At 60.6% G+C, this 20,192-nt stretch carries 19 protein-coding genes; 18 read left to right on the plus strand and 1 reads right to left on the minus strand.

Going from position 1 to position 20,192, the window contains the following annotated elements:
- From ftsH to panD, 15 genes are all read left to right on the plus strand, one after another.
- Positions 1-2,433 (plus strand): ATP-dependent zinc metalloprotease FtsH, encoded by a 2,433-nt coding sequence (ftsH, locus tag AC05K6_RS03920; RefSeq protein ID WP_476727833.1) that lies wholly within the window; start codon positions 1-3, stop codon positions 2,431-2,433.
- Positions 2,433-3,029, plus strand: coding sequence for a GTP cyclohydrolase I FolE (gene folE / locus AC05K6_RS03925; protein ID WP_293791052.1), 597 nt, complete (start codon positions 2,433-2,435; stop codon positions 3,027-3,029). The genes ftsH and folE overlap by 1 nt, the downstream gene beginning before the upstream one ends.
- 38 nt (positions 3,030-3,067) lie before the next feature.
- Entirely contained in the window at positions 3,068-3,919 is an 852-nt protein-coding gene (gene folP, locus AC05K6_RS03930; RefSeq protein WP_448307163.1) for a dihydropteroate synthase, read from the plus strand.
- On the plus strand, positions 3,912-4,292 hold the full coding sequence (gene folB, locus AC05K6_RS03935; RefSeq protein WP_293791053.1) for a dihydroneopterin aldolase: 381 nt from the start codon (positions 3,912-3,914) through the stop codon (positions 4,290-4,292). The genes folP and folB overlap by 8 nt, the downstream gene beginning before the upstream one ends.
- Positions 4,289-4,831: a 2-amino-4-hydroxy-6-hydroxymethyldihydropteridine diphosphokinase gene (folK, locus tag AC05K6_RS03940; protein WP_293791054.1), complete on the plus strand. Its 543-nt coding sequence runs from the start codon at positions 4,289-4,291 to the stop codon at positions 4,829-4,831. The genes folB and folK overlap by 4 nt, the downstream gene beginning before the upstream one ends.
- 79 nt (positions 4,832-4,910) lie before the next feature.
- Positions 4,911-5,402 carry a DUF3180 domain-containing protein gene (locus AC05K6_RS03945; RefSeq protein WP_293791055.1) on the plus strand — a complete coding sequence of 164 codons (492 nt, stop codon included), beginning with the start codon at positions 4,911-4,913 and terminating at the stop codon, positions 5,400-5,402.
- A 10-nt stretch (positions 5,403-5,412) separates the two neighbouring features.
- Positions 5,413-6,426, plus strand: a complete 1,014-nt coding sequence (locus AC05K6_RS03950) for a DUF6779 domain-containing protein (RefSeq protein WP_476727834.1) — start codon at positions 5,413-5,415, stop codon at positions 6,424-6,426.
- Positions 6,427-7,305, plus strand: coding sequence for a Rossmann-like and DUF2520 domain-containing protein (locus AC05K6_RS03955; protein WP_476727835.1), 879 nt, complete (start codon positions 6,427-6,429; stop codon positions 7,303-7,305). It abuts the gene before it with no gap.
- A gap of 5 nt (positions 7,306-7,310) precedes the next feature.
- Positions 7,311-8,216, plus strand: a complete 906-nt coding sequence (gene panC, locus AC05K6_RS03960; protein WP_293791058.1) for a pantoate--beta-alanine ligase — start codon at positions 7,311-7,313, stop codon at positions 8,214-8,216.
- Positions 8,217-8,220: 4 nt separating this feature from the next.
- Entirely contained in the window at positions 8,221-9,192 is a 972-nt protein-coding gene (locus tag AC05K6_RS03965) for an aldose 1-epimerase family protein (RefSeq protein ID WP_476727836.1), read from the plus strand.
- Positions 9,193-9,355: 163 nt separating this feature from the next.
- The gene (locus tag AC05K6_RS03970) at positions 9,356-11,011 is read left to right on the plus strand and encodes a sodium:solute symporter family protein (RefSeq protein WP_293791060.1); all 1,656 of its coding nucleotides are present in this window, start codon (positions 9,356-9,358) and stop codon (positions 11,009-11,011) included.
- A gap of 39 nt (positions 11,012-11,050) precedes the next feature.
- The gene (locus tag AC05K6_RS03975; RefSeq protein WP_293791061.1) at positions 11,051-11,335 is read left to right on the plus strand and encodes a hypothetical protein; all 285 of its coding nucleotides are present in this window, start codon (positions 11,051-11,053) and stop codon (positions 11,333-11,335) included.
- Between the two features lie 69 nt (positions 11,336-11,404).
- Positions 11,405-12,556, plus strand: a complete 1,152-nt coding sequence (galT, locus tag AC05K6_RS03980; protein ID WP_293791062.1) for a galactose-1-phosphate uridylyltransferase — start codon at positions 11,405-11,407, stop codon at positions 12,554-12,556.
- Positions 12,546-13,781, plus strand: a complete 1,236-nt coding sequence (gene galK / locus AC05K6_RS03985) for a galactokinase (protein ID WP_476727837.1) — start codon at positions 12,546-12,548, stop codon at positions 13,779-13,781. The genes galT and galK overlap by 11 nt, the downstream gene beginning before the upstream one ends.
- A 49-nt stretch (positions 13,782-13,830) precedes the next feature.
- Complete coding sequence (gene panD, locus AC05K6_RS03990) at positions 13,831-14,247, plus strand: aspartate 1-decarboxylase (protein WP_293791064.1); 417 nt, start codon at positions 13,831-13,833, stop codon at positions 14,245-14,247.
- On the opposite strand, the gene AC05K6_RS03995 is transcribed toward panD, so the two are convergent.
- A complete protein-coding gene (locus tag AC05K6_RS03995) occupies positions 14,244-15,467 on the minus strand; it encodes a hypothetical protein (RefSeq protein WP_476727838.1) in 1,224 nt (407 codons plus the stop codon). The genes panD and AC05K6_RS03995 overlap by 4 nt on opposite strands.
- 145 nt (positions 15,468-15,612) lie before the next feature.
- Between AC05K6_RS03995 and lysS the strand changes: the two genes are divergently transcribed.
- The 3 genes from lysS to AC05K6_RS04010 all read left to right on the plus strand — a co-directional run bounded on the left by lysS (position 15,613) and on the right by AC05K6_RS04010 (position 20,168).
- Positions 15,613-17,220: a lysine--tRNA ligase gene (gene lysS, locus AC05K6_RS04000; RefSeq protein WP_476727839.1), complete on the plus strand. Its 1,608-nt coding sequence runs from the start codon at positions 15,613-15,615 to the stop codon at positions 17,218-17,220.
- 260 nt (positions 17,221-17,480) lie between these two features.
- Positions 17,481-18,899, plus strand: a complete 1,419-nt coding sequence (locus AC05K6_RS04005; RefSeq protein ID WP_293791068.1) for an acyl-CoA dehydrogenase family protein — start codon at positions 17,481-17,483, stop codon at positions 18,897-18,899.
- Between the two features lie 60 nt (positions 18,900-18,959).
- A complete protein-coding gene (locus tag AC05K6_RS04010) occupies positions 18,960-20,168 on the plus strand; it encodes an acyl-CoA dehydrogenase family protein (protein WP_476727840.1) in 1,209 nt (402 codons plus the stop codon).
- The last annotated feature ends 24 nt before the right edge of the window (positions 20,169-20,192 follow it).

A 20,192-nucleotide genomic window follows, 5' to 3' on the forward strand; every position in this document is an offset into this window, starting at 1 on the left:
ATGGACAAGAAGAAGGTACTGAGGATCGCGGGAATCGTCGCCGTGGTTCTTATCGCGATCTATGCATTCGGTGTTCTAACTGATGACGCCCGTGGTTATGACGAGGTTGAAACCTCCGTAGCCATGAAGCAGCTGGACGAGAAGAACGTCAAGGAAGCTCAGATCAACGATCGTGAGCAGCAGGTACAGCTGAAGCTGAAGAAGTCGATCGAAGTCGACGGCAAGAAGGACATCGAGCAAATCATCGCGAAGTACCCCGGGCGCACGGCTCCGGAGATCTTCGATGCGGTGCAGAAGTCCGAGGCGGAGAAGTACAACACCAAGGTCACTGAAGATAGTTTCCTGGGCAGCCTTTTGGTGATGCTGCTGCCGATGCTGCTGATTTTCGGCCTGCTGATGTTCATGCTGTCGCGCATGCAGGGTGGCGGCGGCATGGGTGCTTTTGGCTTCGGTAAGTCCACCGCCAAGCAGCTCAACAAAGATAACCCGGATACAACCTTCGACGATGTTGCCGGTGCAGACGAAGCGGTTGAGGAGCTGGATGAGATCCGCGACTTCCTGACTGACCCGACCCGCTACGAGGCTTTGGGCGCCAAAATTCCGCGGGGTGTTCTGCTGTATGGCCCGCCCGGTACGGGTAAGACGCTCCTGGCTCGTGCCGTGGCCGGCGAAGCCGGTGTGCCATTCTTCACCATCTCCGGTTCCGACTTCGTGGAGATGTTCGTCGGCGTGGGTGCTTCTCGCGTTCGCGACCTGTTCAAGCAGGCAAAGGAAAACTCTCCATGCATCATCTTCGTCGATGAGATCGATGCGGTCGGTCGCCAGCGTGGTGCCGGCATGGGCGGCGGTCACGACGAACGTGAGCAGACTCTGAACCAGTTGCTGGTGGAAATGGACGGCTTCGGCGACCGCGATGGTGTGATCCTGATGGCTGCTACCAACCGTCCTGACATTCTGGATCCCGCTCTGCTGCGCCCAGGTCGCTTTGACCGCCAGATTCCGGTGACCAACCCCGACCTGGCTGGCCGTGAGCAGATTCTCAACGTACATGCGAAGGACAAGCCGCTAGCCAAGGACGTGGATCTGAAGTCTTTGGCGAAGCGTACTGCAGGCATGTCGGGTGCGGATCTGGAGAACGTGCTGAATGAGGCAGCCCTGCTGACCGCCCGCGTAGAAGGCAATGTGATTACCGCCGATGCGCTGGAGGAAGCCACTGACCGTGTGGTGGGTGGACCGCGTCGCAGCTCCAAGATCATTTCGGAGCATGAAAAGAAGGTCACTGCCTACCACGAGGGCGGCCATACGCTGGCGGCCTGGGCAATGAAGGACATTGACCGTGTGTACAAGGTGACGATCCTAGCTCGCGGCCGCACTGGCGGTCACGCCATGACGGCGCCGGAAGACGACAAAGGCATGTACAACCGTTCCGAGTTGTTTGCCCGTCTGGTCTTTGCCATGGGTGGCCGGGCTGCTGAGGAGCTGGTGTTCGGTAATCCGACGACGGGCGCCTCTGCAGATATCGAGATGGCTACGAACATTGCCCGTGCAATGGTTGTGGAATACGGCATGAGCCCTGTCGTAGGTGCCGTGAAGTATGGCCAGGACGAGGGGGACCCCTTCGTCGGCCGGGGTGGCCAGGGCGGTAACCAGCCTTCCCAGAACGTTGCGAACCAGATTGACGATCAGGTGCGCATGCTGATGAACAAGGCGCAGCAGATTGCCTACGAGGTATTGCGGGACAACCGCGATTATCTGGATACTTTGGCTTCCAAACTGCTGGAGAAGGAGACCCTGCGTCGCCCGGATCTGGAGGCCATCTTCGAGGGTATTGAGACCCGTGAAGTTTCTGACATCTTCCCGATGCAGGATCTGGACCGCCCGTGCGATCACCGGGAGCCGGTGAAGACCCCTGTGGAGCTTGCGCGCGAGCGTGGCGAGGAGCCACCGGAGCGGACGAACTTCTTCTCCGCGGCTCGCCGTGCACGCATGGAGAAGCGTAAGGCACAGAACGAGAAGCGACAGGCAGAGCGTCTGCAGCAGGGGCAGCAGCAGTTCCCACAGATCCAGCGGTCGCAGAACAGCCCGCAAGCTCAGCGGCCCCAGTACGGCCAGAATGGTCAATTCGTCCCTCCGGTACCGGAAGAACGTGGCTTCCAGCTGCCTGCCCATGAGCAGCCGGATCATCAACAGCAGAAGGCACACGAGGTACCGGAGCCACAGGTAGCAGAGGAGGCACAGGCACCTCAGCCGCAGCCGGAACCGCATGTACAGCCGGAACCGCAGGCACAGCCGGAACCGCATGTACAGCCGGAGCCGCAGGAGCCGCAGCCAGAGGCTGAGCCCCAGGGACAGCACCGTCGGCAGGAAATGCCGAAGCAAACGTTCCCATGGGAAAAGAACCGGAATGATGACCGGGAACAGGAAGACAACTAGTGAATAACCCTCAACAGCCACTCGCTCCCGGCACCTTCGACCAGGAGCGAGCAGAGGCTGCCATCCGTGAGTTGCTGCTCGCCATTGGCGAGGACCCCGACCGCGAAGGGCTCCAAGAGACCCCAGCCCGGGTAGCGCGCGCCTACCGCGAAACCTGCTCGGGGCTGTACGAGGACCCCACCGAGGTGCTCAACAAGACCTTCAGCGAAGACCACCGGGAGCTGGTGCTCGTCCGCGACATCACCTTCTACTCGATGTGTGAGCACCACCTGGTTCCCTTCTTCGGCAAGGCGCACATCGGATACATTCCCGGCGAATCCGGCAAGGTTACCGGCCTGTCCAAGCTGGCACGTCTCATTGATGGCCTGGCGAAGCGCCCGCAGGTGCAGGAGCGCCTGACCTCCCAGGTGGCTGATGCGCTGGTGGAGAAGCTGGATCCTTCCGCCGTAATCGTCGTCTTGGAAGCCGAGCATCTGTGCATGGCCATGCGTGGTATCCGCAAGCCCGGCGCTAATACGGTAACCTCCGCTGTTCGCGGTGGGTTCCAGAAGAACGCTGCCTCCCGCGCAGAGGCGATGGCGTTGATCCGACCGTGACGGATCCAACTCCTGCCAGCCCCCAGCGCACCCTCGTGATGGGCATTCTCAACGTCACTGAGGATTCCTTTTCCGATGGCGGAGCCTACCCCAACACCGAGGCCGCCTTGGCTCACGCGGAAGCCATGGTCGCCGATGGAGCGGACATCATCGACGTCGGCGGGGAATCCACCCGCCCAGGTGCAACTCGCGTCGACCCAGCCGTGGAGGCTGCCCGCGTCACCCCAGTCATCGAGGAGCTATCCCGTCGGGGAATCGCCACCAGCATCGACACGATGCGGGCTTCGACGGCGCGGGTCGCGTGGAAAGCGGGCGTCACCTATCTCAACGACGTCTCCGGCGGTCTGGCAGACCCCGACATGCTCCCGCTGGCTGCGGAATCCGGACTGCCGATCATCCTCATGCATTGGAACAAGGGAAAAGCCGCTGAGTTCGCCGGTGCCGAGGGCTACCACGATCACGGTGAGGATATCGTCGGCCACGTCATCCACTGGCTGGAAAAGCGAATTGAAGCTGCGGAGGCGGCGGGCGTCACAAAGGAACAGATTTACCTGGATCCCGGCATCGGCTTTGCGAAAACTCCACGGGAGAACTGGCAACTGCTCGGTGCGATGGACCGACTAGTGCAGTTGGGCTATCCGGTGCTGGTGGGAGCTTCGCGAAAGCGCTTTCTCACAGCATTGCGCCCGGCCAGCGATGGCAAACCTGGCACCCCGGAATCCGCGGACGATGCCACTGCGGCGACCTCTGCACTCGCGGCGGCAGTTGGCGTCTGGGCCGTCCGGGTGCATAAAGTAGCTCCGACACGGGCCGCCGTGGATGTTGCACACGCAATGGCCACCGGATGCGGTCCTGACATCGACGAGCAATGGAGGGCACGACGTGGCTGACCGCATCGAGCTCATGGGCGTGGAAGCATTCGGCCACCACGGAGTGTTTTCACACGAGAAGGACACCGGTCAAAAATTCATCGTTGACATGGTGGTGTGGACGGACTTCCGCGCCGCCGCGGACACGGACGCGCTGGAAAACACAATCGACTATGTGCAGCTGGCCGATATTGCGGTCAATGCGGTCGAAGGACGGGGCACGCCGCGTGGGCAGAGCCACGACCTGATCGAAACCCTGGCCTCGGAGATCGCCGATGAAATTGCCGAGCTCAGCGGGGTTTATGCCGTGGAGGTCACGGTGCACAAGCCCGAGGCTCCCATCGCCCATCCATTCGCTGACGTGCGTGTAGTCGCTCGGAGATCCAAGCGATGATCACTGTTTTCCTGGGAATCGGCTCCAACCTGCCGGGAGACGTCGGCAGTCCCACTGCGCAGATCGAACGCGCTTATGACCTACTGGAAATGCACCCGGCCATCGACATCGTGGAAAAGTCGCGAATCTTCGCCACTCCGCCGTGGGGCGGGGTAGAGCAGCAGGAATTCCGCAACTCCGTGGTGGCCGTCAGGACATCGCTGGATCCTTTGGCGCTGTTGCATCACTGCCAATTCGCGGAGGCCGTCGCGGGGCGGGAGCGCGAGGTTCGGTGGGGGCCGCGAACTGTCGATGTGGATATACTTTTTGGTTTTGACGCCCAGTTCCAACCCATCCAATCCCAGGGGAAGTGGGGGTTTGAACTTGTCATCCCACACCCCTATGCCCATGAGCGGGCATTCGTGTTGGTGCCCCTTAATGATCTGCAGCTGGCTCAGGAACCTTGGTGTAGCTTGGCCGGGCGAAGCATTCTGGAGTGGCTGGAAGAGGTCGATCCAGCGGAGCGGAAGGCCATTGTCCCGGCTGCGCCGCGGAGCTAACTGTAACCGCGGGCTCGCTTGGCTAGTCTGAAGAGTATCAGTCTGGAGAGAGTCAAAGAGGGATAAAGAGGCAGATACGATGAGCCCGCTAAAGCGCACGAAGATCTCTACGGTCGCCTTAGTGGCTATAGTCTGTGCTCTTATTGCTTGGGTCAGTACGTTGAGCTTCTATGGCAGTTTCCCGCCGATTAAGGCGACGAGCTCCGTACTGTTGTGGATTTTCGCAATCGTATGCGCGATAGGCGGGTGGGTGATCCGCAAGCGCATCGGCAACAGTGGTATCGGCATGGATCGTACTCAGATGCAGCCGACGACTGTGACTCAGTGGTTAGCGTTAGGGAAAGCAACGGCGTGGGCTGGTGCTGTGTTTTTGGGTCTGTTTGCGGGGGTGGGAATGTACGTTATTCCGCAAGCGGGACGTCTAATGGCCGCGGAGGCCGATCTGCCTGGGGTGATAGCTGGGGCGGTGGGGGCTTTGGCTGCTGTTGTGGCCGGTATGTGGCTGGAACGCAGCTGTGAAGCGCCACCGCCGGATGCGCCATTAACGCCCAACGGGCTCGACGTTGGGTAGTGTGTTGACCATGAGCTTCCCGCAGTCTCCTAAGCCACAGCAGTCTCACCAGCCGCAGCAGTCCTTTAACGGGCGCCAGTCCCTGGATGCTCCGGGGTACGAAGATGACTCCACTTATCGGGGAAACCAGCTCCAGGGGTCGCAGGTTGCGTCGAACGAACCTTCGAGCTTCTCTCGATTCCTTATGTTCGGCCTAGTGGTACTGGCTCTGCTGGCAAGCGTGCTGATGCTGTTCATGGATTCCGATGGCTGGCTGAAGGTAGCTCTGATCGCCGCTCTGTGGGCCGCGTTCTTTGGCGTGGTGCTTGTGCTGCGCTATGCGGGCGCCCTGAAGCTCGCTCGTGAGCAGGCGGAAAACCAAGAGAGCTACTACCAGTCACAGCTGCAGAGCGAACGCGCGCAGCTGAAGAAGCGCGAGGCGGAAACCCAAGCTAAGTATGCGGCGGAGGCCAAGAAGTCTCAGGATGAGCGCGATAAGCACCTGGAGGAGTTACGTGCGGAGCTGGCTCGTATGCGTCAGCAGCTTGCGGAGCTGACCGGTGAGGACTTCGGTGAAGGAGAACAGCGCGCCGTCCGCGCCAAGGCTGAGCGCGTACGCGAGCTGAGCCAGGGCAGCGGTAACAATGCGGGTCACGACGCAAAGCCCCAGCAAGCACAGCAGACAAGTCAACCGCATAAGGCACAGCACCGCAGCAAGCCGAAATTCAACACTGGCACTTTTGCTGCTGTGAACTGGACTGGCCAGGACTCCGAGGAGACCTCCCAGCTGCCGTTGGTTGTGGATACGACCGCCATGAACGAGCCGAAGCCTGCACAGAAGCGTCGCGCTCAGATGCCTAGTGCTGACGCTGTGCGTTCCGGTCGCGATCACACTGCAAACCCTAACCAGGCTAAGCAGCAGCCACAGGCAGCTGAAGAGTCCCGGCCGGATGAGCAGGCCGAAGGCGCTCACGGTCGTCGACGCGCCGACGAGGCCAAGAATGCTGTGACTGTCGCCGACTTGATGAAGCGTTTCAAGAACTAAGTGGCGGAAACAGATATTCAACAGCCGCGTCTGTCGGTCGGTATAATCTCAGCCGGCAAAGTCGGCGTGGCTCTAGCTGAAGCTTTTACACGCGCCGGCCATCATGTGCATGGTGTGTACGCGCATTCGGCACGCTCGGAAGAATTGGCGTCACAAAGAATCCCGAACATTCCCCGCATCAGCCTCGGCAGCACTGCACACGCCGCGCTCGTAGTTCTGGCGGTGCCGGATCCGAAGCTTCCCGAGGTGATTGAAGAGGTGGCGCAACACACGCGCGACGGGCAGATCGTCGCGCACGTATCCGGCGCCTTTGGCTGCGAGATTCTGCAACCGATTACCGATACCGGCGCACTGCCGCTAGCACTGCATCCGGCAATGACATTCACCGGAACCCCAGCTGATAGTGAGCGCTTGGACGGATGCGCATGGGGCGTAACCAGCGACTCCGAGGTGGGTGACGTGGTTGCCCAGACACTCGTAGCCAGCCTCGGCGGGGTGCCAGTCGCGATTCCCGAGAACCATCGCGCGGCTTATCACGCGGCAATGGCACATGCAGCCAACCACCTGGTGACACTGTTGACGGATGCGCAAGAAATCCTGGATCGGGCGGTCGACGCACCAGGCGAAAGCCCCGATAGTGCGCTGCTGCTGCGTCGCATTGCCCACGCGGCGGTGGACAATGCCCTGGAGAAGCGCATGGATGGGCTGACTGGGCCAGTTGCCCGCGACGATGCGGCTGCGGTGATGCGCCACTTGGCGGCGCTGCGGAGCCTGGAAACCCAGAACACTAGCGCCGAAAACGCATACACAACCATGGCCCGCCGCACCGCGCTAAAGGCGGGGGCTATTGAGGTCGAAAGACTGCTGGATCTAGAGTAAGAACCATGACGTTCACACCTGGCCAGGCAGAGGTTTTCACGGAGATTGAGGGAATCGGGCAGCTGACCCGTGCAATGCGCAAGGCAGGTCGCCCAGTCGTACTGGTACCCACTATGGGTGCGCTGCACGAGGGGCACCTTTCGCTGGTGCAGGCCGCACAGCAGATTCCCGGTGCGCTGGTCGTCGTCAGTATTTTCGTCAACCCATTGCAATTCGCCGAGGGGGAGGACCTGGATGCCTACCCGCGCACTTTGGATGCTGATGTGGAGAAGCTTAAGGCCGCGGGCGTGGATGCAGTCTTCGCCCCCAGCCCGCGTGAGATGTACCCCAATGGCCCGCGCACTACCATCCATCCAGGTGAGGCCGGTCGCATCCTGGAGGGTGCACACCGCCCAACCCACTTCGCGGGCGTGCTGACGGTAGTGAACAAGCTCTTTACAATCACCCATTGCGATCACGCATTCTTCGGGGAGAAGGATTATCAGCAGCTGCTGCTGATCCAGCAAATGGTCACGGACCTAAACATGGAGGTACAGGTTCATGGAGTGCCGATCGTTCGCGAGGCTGACGGACTGGCGAAGTCCTCCCGCAATGTCTACCTCTCCGCGGAAGAACGTGAGCTGGCACTGACTCTTTCAGCGGCTCTGACCGCCGGAGCTTTTGTGGCCGAGCAGGGCGCCGAGGCGGTTCTGCAGACTGCCGGCTCTATTTTGGACGCCACCCCAGACGTGGAGGTGGACTATCTTGAGCTGCGCGGTACGGACCTTTCCGACTGCCCGGCAGACGGCGAAGCTCGTCTGCTGGTAGCGGCGCGCGTCGGTACGACGCGCTTGATCGACAACGTCGGAGTTCCGCTGGGTACGGGTTTCAAGGGGCTTGACGAGGCTGGCACTGAGGGTGCAGCAGAGTAGAGCCATGGATCAGGATCAACGCCACTCGCACCCTTTCGTAGAGATTTCTGCAGGGGAGTACCGAGCCAGCATTTCCACGTTCAGCGGTGGCCTACGTAGTCTGGAATATGCGGGAAAGCCCTTGGTGGTTTCCTACCCCGAGGGGACTTATCCACCGCTTTCTTCAGGCATTGTGCTGGCGCCCTGGCCGAACCGCACCGCCGATGGTGTGTTCGCCCTCGACGGTGTGCTGCACCGGCTGGACATTACTGAGCCAGGACGAGCCACCGCCATCCATGGATTCGTGGGACAGATGGCCTGGCACATTGCCGACCAGGGTGAGGATTTTGTAACGCTGGAGCTTTCTACCGGCCTGCGGGCTGGCTGGCCGTGGCCCTTGCTTTTGCGGATGGCATGGGCCGTACGCGCTGCAGGTAGTGGAGAAGGCGAGGGGCTATTCGCCACCTTTGAGGTGCGCAATGAAGGCGACGCTTCCTGCCCCTTTGGTCTGGGGTGGCACCCCTACCTAAGCGCGCTAGGTACTCCGCTGGACGATTGCGTTGTGCACCTGCCGGTCGGTACGAACCTGCCACTGGATTCTGTGCGAAACCTGCCCGCCGGGCCGGAGATTCCTGCTCGCCGGGTGTTGCCGGACGTGGAAGCGGGCCAGCGTATGGCAGGGGTTTGGCTGGATCACTGTTTCGGTGATGTCGATAGGGCACAGGGGGTGACCGCCGAGGCACAGTTACTGAACCCCGAGGGCGAGGGTGTGCGTCTGTGGGTAGGAGAGGGCTTTAACTGGTTCCAGGTGTTTACCGCGGATCCGGCTCGTCGCGAAGGATACCCCGGTGTAGGACGGGCATTAGCTGTCGAACCGATGACGTGCCCACCGGACGCATTGCGTTCCGGTCGTGACCTTATTCGCCTGCAACCAGGCGAAAAGCGCAGCTTTGAATGTGGGATTTCCTGTGTTTCGCGTGGGGGCGTCGAGACCTAAAACAAAGGTACTTCCATAAATAGAAAAGAATTTCCTTTATAGCACTACGCGGCGTTAAGATTTCTATTGAATCAAACATCCAATAGTTCTCGTCGCTGGTAGTTGTGAACTAAAACGATTGGTGCCTGGGACGGGAACCCGACGTTCCTGGAGGTTCGCAGCTATGACAGCTGAAGGACTACGTTTGGACGCGAGCTGGGTAGACTACGCGCTGGTCGCGCTATACTTCGCTTTCGTCCTCGGCATCGGATGGGCAGCTAAGTCCAAGGTGTCCAGCTCAATCGACTTCTTCCTCTCCGGCCGATCCCTACCCGCCTGGGTGACGGGTCTGGCCTTTATCTCTGCCAACCTGGGCGCCGTTGAAATCGTGGGTCACTCGGCCAACGGCGTGCAGTACGGATTCGAGACCATGCACTATTTCTGGATCGGTGCGATCCCGGCCATGGTCTTCCTCGGCATCGTGATGATGCCCTTCTACTACGGCTCTAAGGTGCGCTCCGTTCCGGAGTTCATGCAGCGCCGTTTTGGCAACGGCGCGCACCTGGTCAACGGCATCTCCTTTGCCGTAGCTCAGCTGCTGATTGCCGGCGTGAACCTACTGCTGCTGGCCAAGGTGGTTAACTCACTGCTCGGCTGGCCACTGTGGGTCACCCTGGTTGTTGCCGCGGTCATCGTTTTGTCGTACATCACCCTGGGTGGTCTGTCCGCAGCGATCTACAACGAGGTGCTGCAGTTCTTCGTGATTATCGCCGCCCTGCTGCCGCTGACAATGATCGGCCTGCACCAGGTTGGTGGTTGGGATGGCCTGCAGGCCAAGGTTGCAGACTCCTCGCACTTCCACACCTGGCCGGGCACCGAAATCTCAGGCTTTGAGAACCCGGTCGTCTCCGCTATCGGTTTGGTCTTTGGCCTGGGCTTCGTGCTGTCCTTCGGTTACTGGACCACCAACTTCGTGGAGGTCCAGCGCTCCATGGCAGCCGATTCGCTGTCCTCTGCACGGAAGACCCCGATCATCGGTGCGTTCCCGAAGATGTTCATTCCGTTCCTGGTGGTTATCCCGGGCATGGTTGCAGGCGCTACTGTCACCCCGATTATGGATGGTTCCGCCGAACCGAACGATGCCATCCTGTACCTGATGCGCGACCTGCTGCCGAACGGCCTGCTGGGCGTGGCCATCGCAGGTCTGTTGGCCGCATTCATGGCTGGTATGGCGGCTAATATTTCCGCCTTCAACACCGTTTTTTCCTATGACATCTGGCAGTCCTACATCGTGAAGGACCGCGACGACGACTACTACCTGAAGGTCGGCCGTATGGCCACCGTCGGCGCTACCGTCATCGCCGTGTTCACCGCCCTGCTGGCATCCAACTTCGGCAACGTCATGGACTACCTGCAGACGCTGTTCGGCTTCTTCAACGCCCCGCTGTTCGCCACCTTCATCCTGGGTATGTTCTGGAAGCGCATGACGCCCACCGCAGGTTGGGTCGGCCTGGTTTCCGGTACGGGTATCGCGATTGTCTACTGGGCTATAGCCACCTTCGGCAGCACCGACGCTAGCTTCTTCAACCTCCCGGGACAGGGCACGGCCTTTGTCGCCGCATCCTTGGCATTCGTCACGGACATCATCGCTTCCATCCTGGTTTCCATGGTCACCAAGCCGAAGCCGGATGAGGAACTGGTGGGCTTCGTCAAGTCCGTCACCCCGAAGGAAAACCTCACGGATGCTGCCGAAGCCAGCCTGCCGTGGTACCGCCGCACCGTACCGCTGGGCATCCTATGCCTGGCCATGGTGCTCGTCCTCAACATCGTGTTCGCTTAACAAGGGCGCAAGTTTTTCAGAAAGGAGTGAATGGACACAATGGCTAAGAACACTGCTAAGAAGGGCTCCCACATGGCGGGTGCCTTCGATATCCGCAATGTCATCGGTTCCCTCATGGGCCTGTACGGACTTGTGCTCTTGCTGAGCTACTTCCTGCTTGACCCGGGTATGGATGTATCCACCGGCGAGCCGAAGAACGAAACATATAACCTGGTGTGCGGGTTGGCCATGATCGCCGTGGCAGCGATCTTCGTACTGTGGACCAAGTTGGATCCAATCAAGATTGATGAATCCGCCGAACCACAGGAACCGCAAACTAAATAACGCATTGCCCGCCCCACTGAAGAGGCGGGCTTTTTCTTCGTGCGCTTCTATGCGCATTAACTAAAGGGAGTGATCCATGCCGTGCAGCATGATTTCAAGGTAACTCGAACGACACTTGCGGATGGCCGCGAGCTGCTGTACTTCGACGATGAACCGGCATACGTGGCAGGGGAGAAACAACGGGAGCTGCACGATTCCCGTGATCTGCCACAGGCCACCACGGAATCCGAGATGCGGCAGGATCCTTTGACCGGCCAGTGGTATGTCTACGCCGCCCACCGTATGAACCGCACATTCATGCCCCCGGCGAACGAGAATCCGCTGGCCCCCACCAAACCTGGCGAACTGCCCACTGAGGTGCCCGCCGATGATTACGACGTCGTGGTTTTTGAAAATCGCTTCCCCTCCCTGTCCATGCACATGGAGGTGCCGGACGACTTCGCCACACAGGTCGACGGCCAGGAGCTTTTCCCCCGTAAGCCCGCCATTGGCCGCTGCGAGGTCGTCTGCTTTACCCCGGATGTGAACTCCTCGTTTAAGGACCTGTCCTACGAGCGTGCCCGTACCGTCGTCGAAGCCTGGGCCCACCGCACCGCTGAGCTCTCCGCTATCGAGGGCATCCGCTATGTGTTCCCCTTTGAAAACCGCGGCAAGGAAATCGGCGTGACGCTGCAACACCCGCACGGCCAGATCTACTCCTATCCCTTCGTTCCGCCGCGCGCCGCCGAGGTAGCCACGCGCGCTCGCGCTTTCCGGGAAGACACCGGCCAGGATCTTTTTGACGCCGTCTTGTCCGCTGAAAAGGAATCCGGCACCCGTGTACTTCTCGCTGGAGAGCACTTCACCGCTTATGTTCCGGCGGCAGCAAAGTGGCCGGTCGAGGTCATCCTCATGGCCAACCGGGCAGTCCCGGATTTCGCGGCACTCACAGACGAGGAAAAGGATGAACTCACCCGCTTCTACCTAGACCTGCTGGGCCGTATGGATCGCTTCTTCGAGGGCATTGAACGTACTCCCTATATCGCTGCCTGGAACCAGGCGCCGGTGGGGGAGGATCGCGAAAACGGTCGCCTGTACTTGCAGCTGTATTCGATGATGCGCTCTGCTGGGCGCATGAAGTTCCTGGCGGGAAGCGAGTCCGGCCAGGAAGCCTGGATTTCCGACACCACACCAGAAAGAATCGCCGAGCGCTTCCGGGAGGTAGCCGACAATGCCAACTAACGTAACCCCCCGCTGGCTGCAGACCCGCACCGAGGAGCAGGGCACCGCCGACGTACAATCCCTATTCCAACAGGTCTACGGCTATCAATCTGCGGGTGTGTGGTCCGCGCCGGGCCGCGTCAACCTGATCGGTGAGCACGTGGACTATGCCGACGGCATCAGCCTGCCCTTCGCGCTCTCGCAGCGCACCTACGTGGCCGCCGCCAAGAACAATGACGGTGTGTACCGCGTAGCTTCTCGCTACGGTGGCCCAACCGAAATCGTCCACGTCGAAATTCCTGTTTCCGAGGTTGGCCCCAACAATCCAGCCAACTGGGCCGGCTACGCAGTCGGAGCCATCTGGGCGGCCATCGAGGCCGGGCTGATGCCTGCTGGTGGATTGAACCTCGCCATTGAGTCCGATGTGCCAGTCGGCGCAGGACTTTCCAGCTCCGCAGCGTTGGAATGCTCGGCGGCTCTTGCGGCCTTCGACCTAAACGGCAGCGCACCCCTTGATGATGCGGTGCGCAGCGGACTCATGAGGGCGTCAATAAGAGCAGAAAATGAGGTAGTCGGCGCCTCCACGGGCGGCCTCGACCAGCGCATTTCCCTATTCGGGCAGGCTGGCCACGCGCTCGCCATCGACTTCGCCGAAGACAGCGCCACGTTAGTTCCTTTCGACATCGCGGCGCGCGGGCTTGCCATCCTCATCATGAATACGAATGCCCCGCACTGCCTGAACGATGGGCAATACGCCGCGCGCCGTGCCGTGATCGATGGGGTGACCGCCGACCTGGGCGTGAGCAGCCTACGCTATGCGAAGGACGCAGAGGCGGACTCCGCCCGGTGGGCACAAGCGAATGGCCAAGACCCACAGCAGGTGGCGGCACGCGTACGCCATGTGGTTAGCGAGATTGCCCGCACCGCGGAAGCGATCCAACAGATCAGTGGTGGAGACGTGGAGGCCTTCGGCCGATCGATGCAGGGCAGTCACGCCTCCCTGCGCGATGACTACGAGGTCACTGTGCCGGAGCTAGATACCGCGGTGGATATGGCAATGGAACAGGGAGCATTGGGCGCCCGCATGACCGGTGGTGGATTCGGCGGCTCCGCCATTGCACTGCTGCGCGAGGATCGGGTGGAAGCAACGGCGCAGGCTGTGGCGGAGGCATTCGCGAAAAAGGGCTTTAATGAACCTGAGTTCGTGGTGGCACTGCCGAGCGACGGCGCGCACCGGAACGCCTAAATCCCAGCTAAATAGATTAATTGCTGTGCCGCGAGTAAGGTGTTCACCCGTGTTGCGAACAATGCTGAAATCAAAGATCCACCGTGCGACAGTTACGCAGGCCGACTTGCACTACGTCGGCTCGTGCACCATCGACGCTGATCTGATGGAAGCTGCCGACATCCTTGAAGGCGAGCAGATCGACATCGTCGACATCGATAACGGCAACCGCCTGACGACCTACGCCATCACCGGCGACCGAGGCAGCGGAGTGATCGGTATCAACGGTGCCGCCGCGCGCCTAATCAGTCCCGGTGATCTCGTCATAATTATCGGGTACGCCCAGTACAGCGAGGAAGACCTGAAGGACTACGCCTCCCGCGTGGTTTTCGTGGACGAGAACAACAAGCAGGTGGAGCTCGGCGGAGACCCGGCCCACGTGCCGGACGGCTCGGGGCTCAAGAACCCGCGCCACCCGGAGGCTTAACTAACTTCGTACTTCCCGTCGTCGTTGTGCTTCACATGGACGCGCCACAGAGGCATTCCATCTTCCTCCAGGTCTTTTTGGGTAGTCGTGAGCGTGTCCGCTCCAATAATGATGAAGTCGGTGTCATCAAAAGGAACGCCAGCTTCCGAGCAGAAATGCTGACTGCCCTTGCCGTCGGACATAGGGGTTACGGTCTTGCCGGCAATCTTCATCACCCAGTACTCGCCATCCGGCGTCTGCATACCTATCTCGGATGGAGGGAACAACGGTGATTCGTCTTCGTATGCATACTCCACCTCGGCGCAGAATTTGCCATAGTCCCGAGGATTGTCAATTAAGACCTCGGGGTTTTTCAGTTTCATTTCCGTCCTGCCGAGGCCTACCTTCTCAGTGACTGCCTCATCCTTAGACTTGGCTTTTTCTCGATTCTCGAGAAAACCATCGTCAACGATGTTGAGTTCCACGCGGTCGCCAACTTCCTGAGGCCCTTCAGCGCCGCCAATGTTTGCTTCCTTGCCTTCAAGCTCCTGGTAGCGGTTGCCCAGATTCGTTAGTGAACGTAATAGAGGCTTGATGGTGTCGCACCCGTGTGTGGACATGATTTCCGCGTTCTCTAACGGAGTTCCCTCTGGACCAGAAAGGCTGCAAAGTTCATCCTTGGTCGCAACTTTCCAGCCTTTTATGCCATCGTCGGAGAGCTCAGAAAATTCGGCATCGTCGCCCATCAGATCCGCTAGGTCTGGGCGCTCTTTGGTGGCAGATAGTGCGGTATAGCTGGACGTATTCTTTACTTCCTCCGGGAGGTCAGCATTGTTCTTTGGCTTGGCAAAGCCTGCGCAGGTTTCGGAATTAACAAAAATATCCGCCGAGTCCAGGGGAAGAACCTTTGAACTATCGAGATAGGCCTGGTTGTAGAAATCCTGACCTAGATCGCAGTCACTGAAGTTGCCGTCTTTGAAGATTTCCCGCAATCGGTTGTCGTCGATCTCCTTGGAAACCTCCGAGTAGTTTCCGGCCGCGGGCTGACCCTTGTCATTGCCGGAGTCGCTGCCGTTGCCGGAGCCGTCCTTCTTGCCGCCGAAAGAAATTTCTTCGCTGGCTCCATCGGGACGTTGGAAGACAGAGCAACCGGCGGTGAAGGTTAGAACACCCGCGGCCAGGCAGGCTGCTGTAACGCGGGCGTACTTGCGGGTGGGGGAAGTCGGGTGTGAGGAAAACATGGGGCACGCTTCCTTTGAATCTTGTGCAACGTTACCTAGGAATAAAAGGGCAAACCTGCCTTATGTTCCTCCAAGCTAACACTCCCGAACCTCTCACATGCCTCAATCCGTAACCCCACCGCGCCATGCGCTAGGCTTTGTAAACGTGACTGACGCAGCAAAATCCCCCGCACAAGACCTGCCCGAACAGCTTCGCATCCGCCGCGAGAAGCGCCAACGGATCATCGAGTCCGGCAAGGATGCCTACCCGGTCGAGGTGCCACGTACCCACTCCCTAGCCGAGGTGCGTGCACAGTGGGCCGTGAAGAAGACTGATGGTGAAGCTGAAGAGCAGCCGGTTGAAGCAGAGGGCGTCACTTACCTCGCCGCTGGCGAAGAAACCCAGGACGTCGTGAGCGTCACTGGACGCCTAATCTTTATGCGCAACACCGGCAAGCTCTGCTTTGCCACGCTGCAGGATGGCGACGGAACCCAGCTGCAGGCCATGCTGTCTTTGGCAGAGGTGGGCGAGGATGCGCTGGCTGGGTGGAAGGCCGACGTGGACCTCGGTGACTTCATCGGCGTAACCGGTCGCGTGATCGCGTCTCGCCGCGGCGAGCTGTCCGTCATGGCTAGCGAGTGGGTTATGGCCGCGAAGTCCCTGCGTCCGCTGCCCGTTGCCTTCGCTGAAATGAACGAAGAGACGCGCGTGCGCCAGCGCTACAACGACCTGATCGTGCGCGAGGAAGCCCGCAAGAACGCGATGACCCGCGTGAAGGTCATCCGCGCCCTGCGTGACTACATGGAGGTCGAGGGCTTCGTAGAGATCGAGACCCCGATGCTGCAGACCCTGCACGGTGGCGCGGCGGCCCGTCCGTTCGTGACACACTCCAACGCGCTCGACATTGACCTTTACCTGCGTATCGCGCCGGAGCTCTTCCTTAAGCGCGCCGTGGTGGGTGGCATCGACCGGGTATTTGAGATCAACCGCAACTTCCGCAACGAGGGTGTGGATAAGTCGCACTCCCCGGAGTTTGCGATGCTGGAGACCTACGCCGCATGGGGTGACTATGACGATTGCGCCCGCACGACTCGTGAGTCCATTCAGTACATCGTGGACCAGCTGACCAAGGGCACCGACCTGGAGGGTACCGGCAAGGTGCGCCTGGCCGACGGCACCGAGTTCGACTTCGGCGGGGAGTGGAAGGAAATCGAGATGTACCCCTCGCTGAACGAGGCACTTGCGCGCAAGTACCCCGGCCAGCCGGAGGTGACGATCGACTCCACCGTTGAGGAACTGAAGGAGATCGCCAAGGTTATTGGCCTGGACGTTCCCGCCAAGGGTGGCTGGGGCCACGGCAAGCTGGTGGAGGAAATCTGGGAGGTCCTGTGCGAGGACCAGCTGGAAGGCCCCATCTTCGTGCGTAACTTCCCGGTCGAGACCTCCCCGCTGACCCGCCAGCACCGCAGCAAGCCAGGTGTGACGGAGAAGTGGGACCTGTACGTCCGCGGCTTCGAGCTGGCCACCGGCTACTCCGAGCTGGTGGATCCGGTTATTCAGCGCGAGCGTTTCGAGGATCAGGCACGCCTGGCCGCCAATGGTGACGACGAGGCAATGCGTCTGGACGAGGACTTCCTGGCAGCCATGGAGCAGGGCATGCCGCCGACAGCCGGCACTGGCATGGGTATCGACCGACTGCTGATGGCCTTGACCGGCCTGGGCATTCGCGAAACCGTACTCTTCCCGATCGTGAAGCCAGAGCGCGACAACTAGTCGAGCGGCATACCTAGTAACTAATACAGACGCTAGGGATCCCCTCGGGTGGTACCCGTGGCGACCACCCGACCAGCGTTGCCGTTCAGCGCAAAAGGTGCACAATCGTGCACCTTTTTTCGTATTCGGGTGTAATTCAGGACGCCAATTGCCCCAAAGTGTGACGCGCGCCATTAGAGTGGTTTACGCTACATACATAATTATCCGCACATGCAGATATTTGATTTGCGCTGACAACCAGTGAAAGGTGGCCGCACGAAATGAGCGACCGAAGCAAGCGTGCCGATTCAACTCCTGGCCTGAACAACATCAAGCGAGATGCAATCGGCACGGTTATGGGAGTCCTGACGAAGTTCACAGGCTCCGACCTGGCAGAGAAGTACGGCCTCGGCAAGAAGGTCGACCGCGTTGCCTATCAGTCCACTAAGACCGGTATGCGCACCCTCGGTGCCGTGAACCGCCAGTTCAAGAAGATCAAGGGCTCCGGCAAGCCGGTTCGTCTGGCAAACCAGACCACCGACGAGAACAACCAGCCAGTCCCGACTGAGGCGCCGGCACCGGGTAAGGCACTGTTTGACCTGACCCCCACCGAGGATCAGGAGATGATCGTCGCCGCAGTACGCGAGTTCGCAGAAGAGCGCCTGCGTCCGACCGGCCACGACCAGAATGAGGCATCCGAGCCGGCTGAGGGGCTGCTCGAAGCAGCCGCCGAGCTGGGCGTTGCCCTGATCAACCTGCCGGAGGAGTATGAAGGCATCGCCTCTGCTTCTGGCGCTACCACCAACGCCCTGATCGCCGAGGCTCTGGCATTCGGCGACATGGGCCAGGCTGTTGCCATCCTGGCGCCGGCTGGCGTGGCGAATGTCATCACCAACTACGGTGACGACTCCCAGCAGAAGACCTACCTGCCGGAGTTCGCTGGCGAATCCGTCCCGGCCTCCGCTGTGGTCGTCTCTGAGTCCCGCCCGCTGTTCGATCCTTTCACTCTCCAGACCACTGCTGTCCGCGAGGGCGATGACATCGTTATCAACGGCGTGAAGACCATGGTTCCGAACGCAGGCAAGGCTGAGCTGTTCATCATTGCCGTCAACCTGGACGGTGAAAACACTTTCGTCATCGTCGAGTCCGATACCGAGGGTCTCGTTGTCGAGGCTGACCCGTCCATGGGTCTGCGCGGCGCTGCCCTGGGGCGCGTTCTGCTGAAGGACGTCCGCGTTCCCGCCAGCCAGCTGCTGGGCGGCAAGGACCTGTCCGCTGAAGAGCGCAAGGAAAACTACGCGGAGATCATCCGTCGCTCCCGCCTGGGCTGGGCCGCACTGGCAGCCGGCACCGGCGAAGCCATCCTGGAGTACACCAAGAAGTACGTCAACGAGCGCGAAGCTTTCGGCGAGCCGATCTCGCACCGTCAGGCCGTAGCCTTCATGGTCGCCAACCTGCGCATCGAGCTCGACGGCCTGCGCCTGATCCTGCTGCGCGGTGTGTCCCGCCTGGACCAGGGCCTCTCCTTCAACCGTGAGGCCGGTCTGGCTCGCCGTTACGCCTCCGACAAGGGCATGGTCATGGGCCTCGACGGCGTGCAGCTGCTGGGTGGCCACGGCTTCACCAAGGAGCACCCGGTCGAGCGCTGGTACCGCGACATGCGCGCCATTGGCATCGCCGAAGGCGTAGTCGTCGTCTAACTCCCGCCACACATTCGAATCGATATCGAATAAGCACTAGGAACTTCAAGGAACCACATCATGATTAATCTGGAACTCCCCAAGCGTTTGAAGGCGGGCCAGAACCAAGCGCACCAGGCCGCCGCCGAAATCTTCCGTCCGATCTCCCGCAAGTACGACCTCGCGGAGCACGAGCGCCCCGTTGAGCTGGACACCATGGCCAGCCTGGTCGAGGGTATGGCAGATGCCGGCCAGGCAATGGCTGGTGCCTCCGGTGGCCGTGGCGATGCCAAGAAGCAAGATAAGGGCGTCAAGAATGGCGGCAACATGGCCTCCATCCTCAACGTCATCGAGACCTGCTGGGGCGACGTCGGACTGACCCTCTCCATCCCTTACCAGGGCCTGGGTAACGCAGCCGTCGCCGCAGTGGCCGACGATGAGCAGCTCGAGCGCTTCGGCAAGATCTGGGCCGCTATGGCCATCACGGAGCCGCAGTTCGGCTCCGACTCCGCAGCCGTCGCCGCCACCGCCAAGCTGGATGGCGATGAGTACGTCCTGAACGGTGAGAAGATCTTCGTCACCGCCGGTGAACGCTGCACCCACGTTGTCGTCTGGGCTTCCGTAGACAAGTCCGCAGGCCGCGCAGCTATTAAGTCCTTCGTCGTCCCGCGCGACACCCCGGGCTTCGAGCTGGTTCGCCTGGAGCACAAGCTGGGCATCCGCTCCTCCGACACCGCGCACTTCATCCTGGACAACGTCCGCATCCCGAAGGAGAACCTGCTCGGTTCCCCGGAGGTGGACACCAAGAAGGGCTTCGGTGGCGTGATGGCCACCTTCGACAACACCCGCCCCATGGTTGCCGCCATGGCCGTTGGTGTTGCTCGCGCCGCGCTGGAAAAGCTGCGCGAGATCCTCACCGATGCTGGTGTGGAGATCGACTACGACGCCCCGGCGTGGAACCAGCCTGCAGCTGCCAGCGAGTACATTCGCCTGGAGAGCGACTGGGAAGCCGCATACCTGATGACGCTGCGCGCCGGCTGGATGGCCGACAACAAGCAGCCGAACAGCAAGGAAGCCTCCGAGTGCAAGGCAAAGGCCGGTCGCATGGCTACCGACCTGACCCTGCGCGCGGTGGAGATGGCCGGAGCTTATGGCTACTCCGAGCGTGACCTGCTGGAGAAGTGGGCTCGCGACTCCAAGATCCTGGACATCTTCGAGGGCACCCAGCAGATTCAGCAGCTGGTTGTTGCACGACGCGAGCTGGGTCTTTCCTCCAAGGAGCTCAAGTAAGAGCCAGCGCTTAAGGCGCCCAGC

The sequence above is a fragment of the Corynebacterium sp. TUM25020 genome, assembly GCF_056388495.1.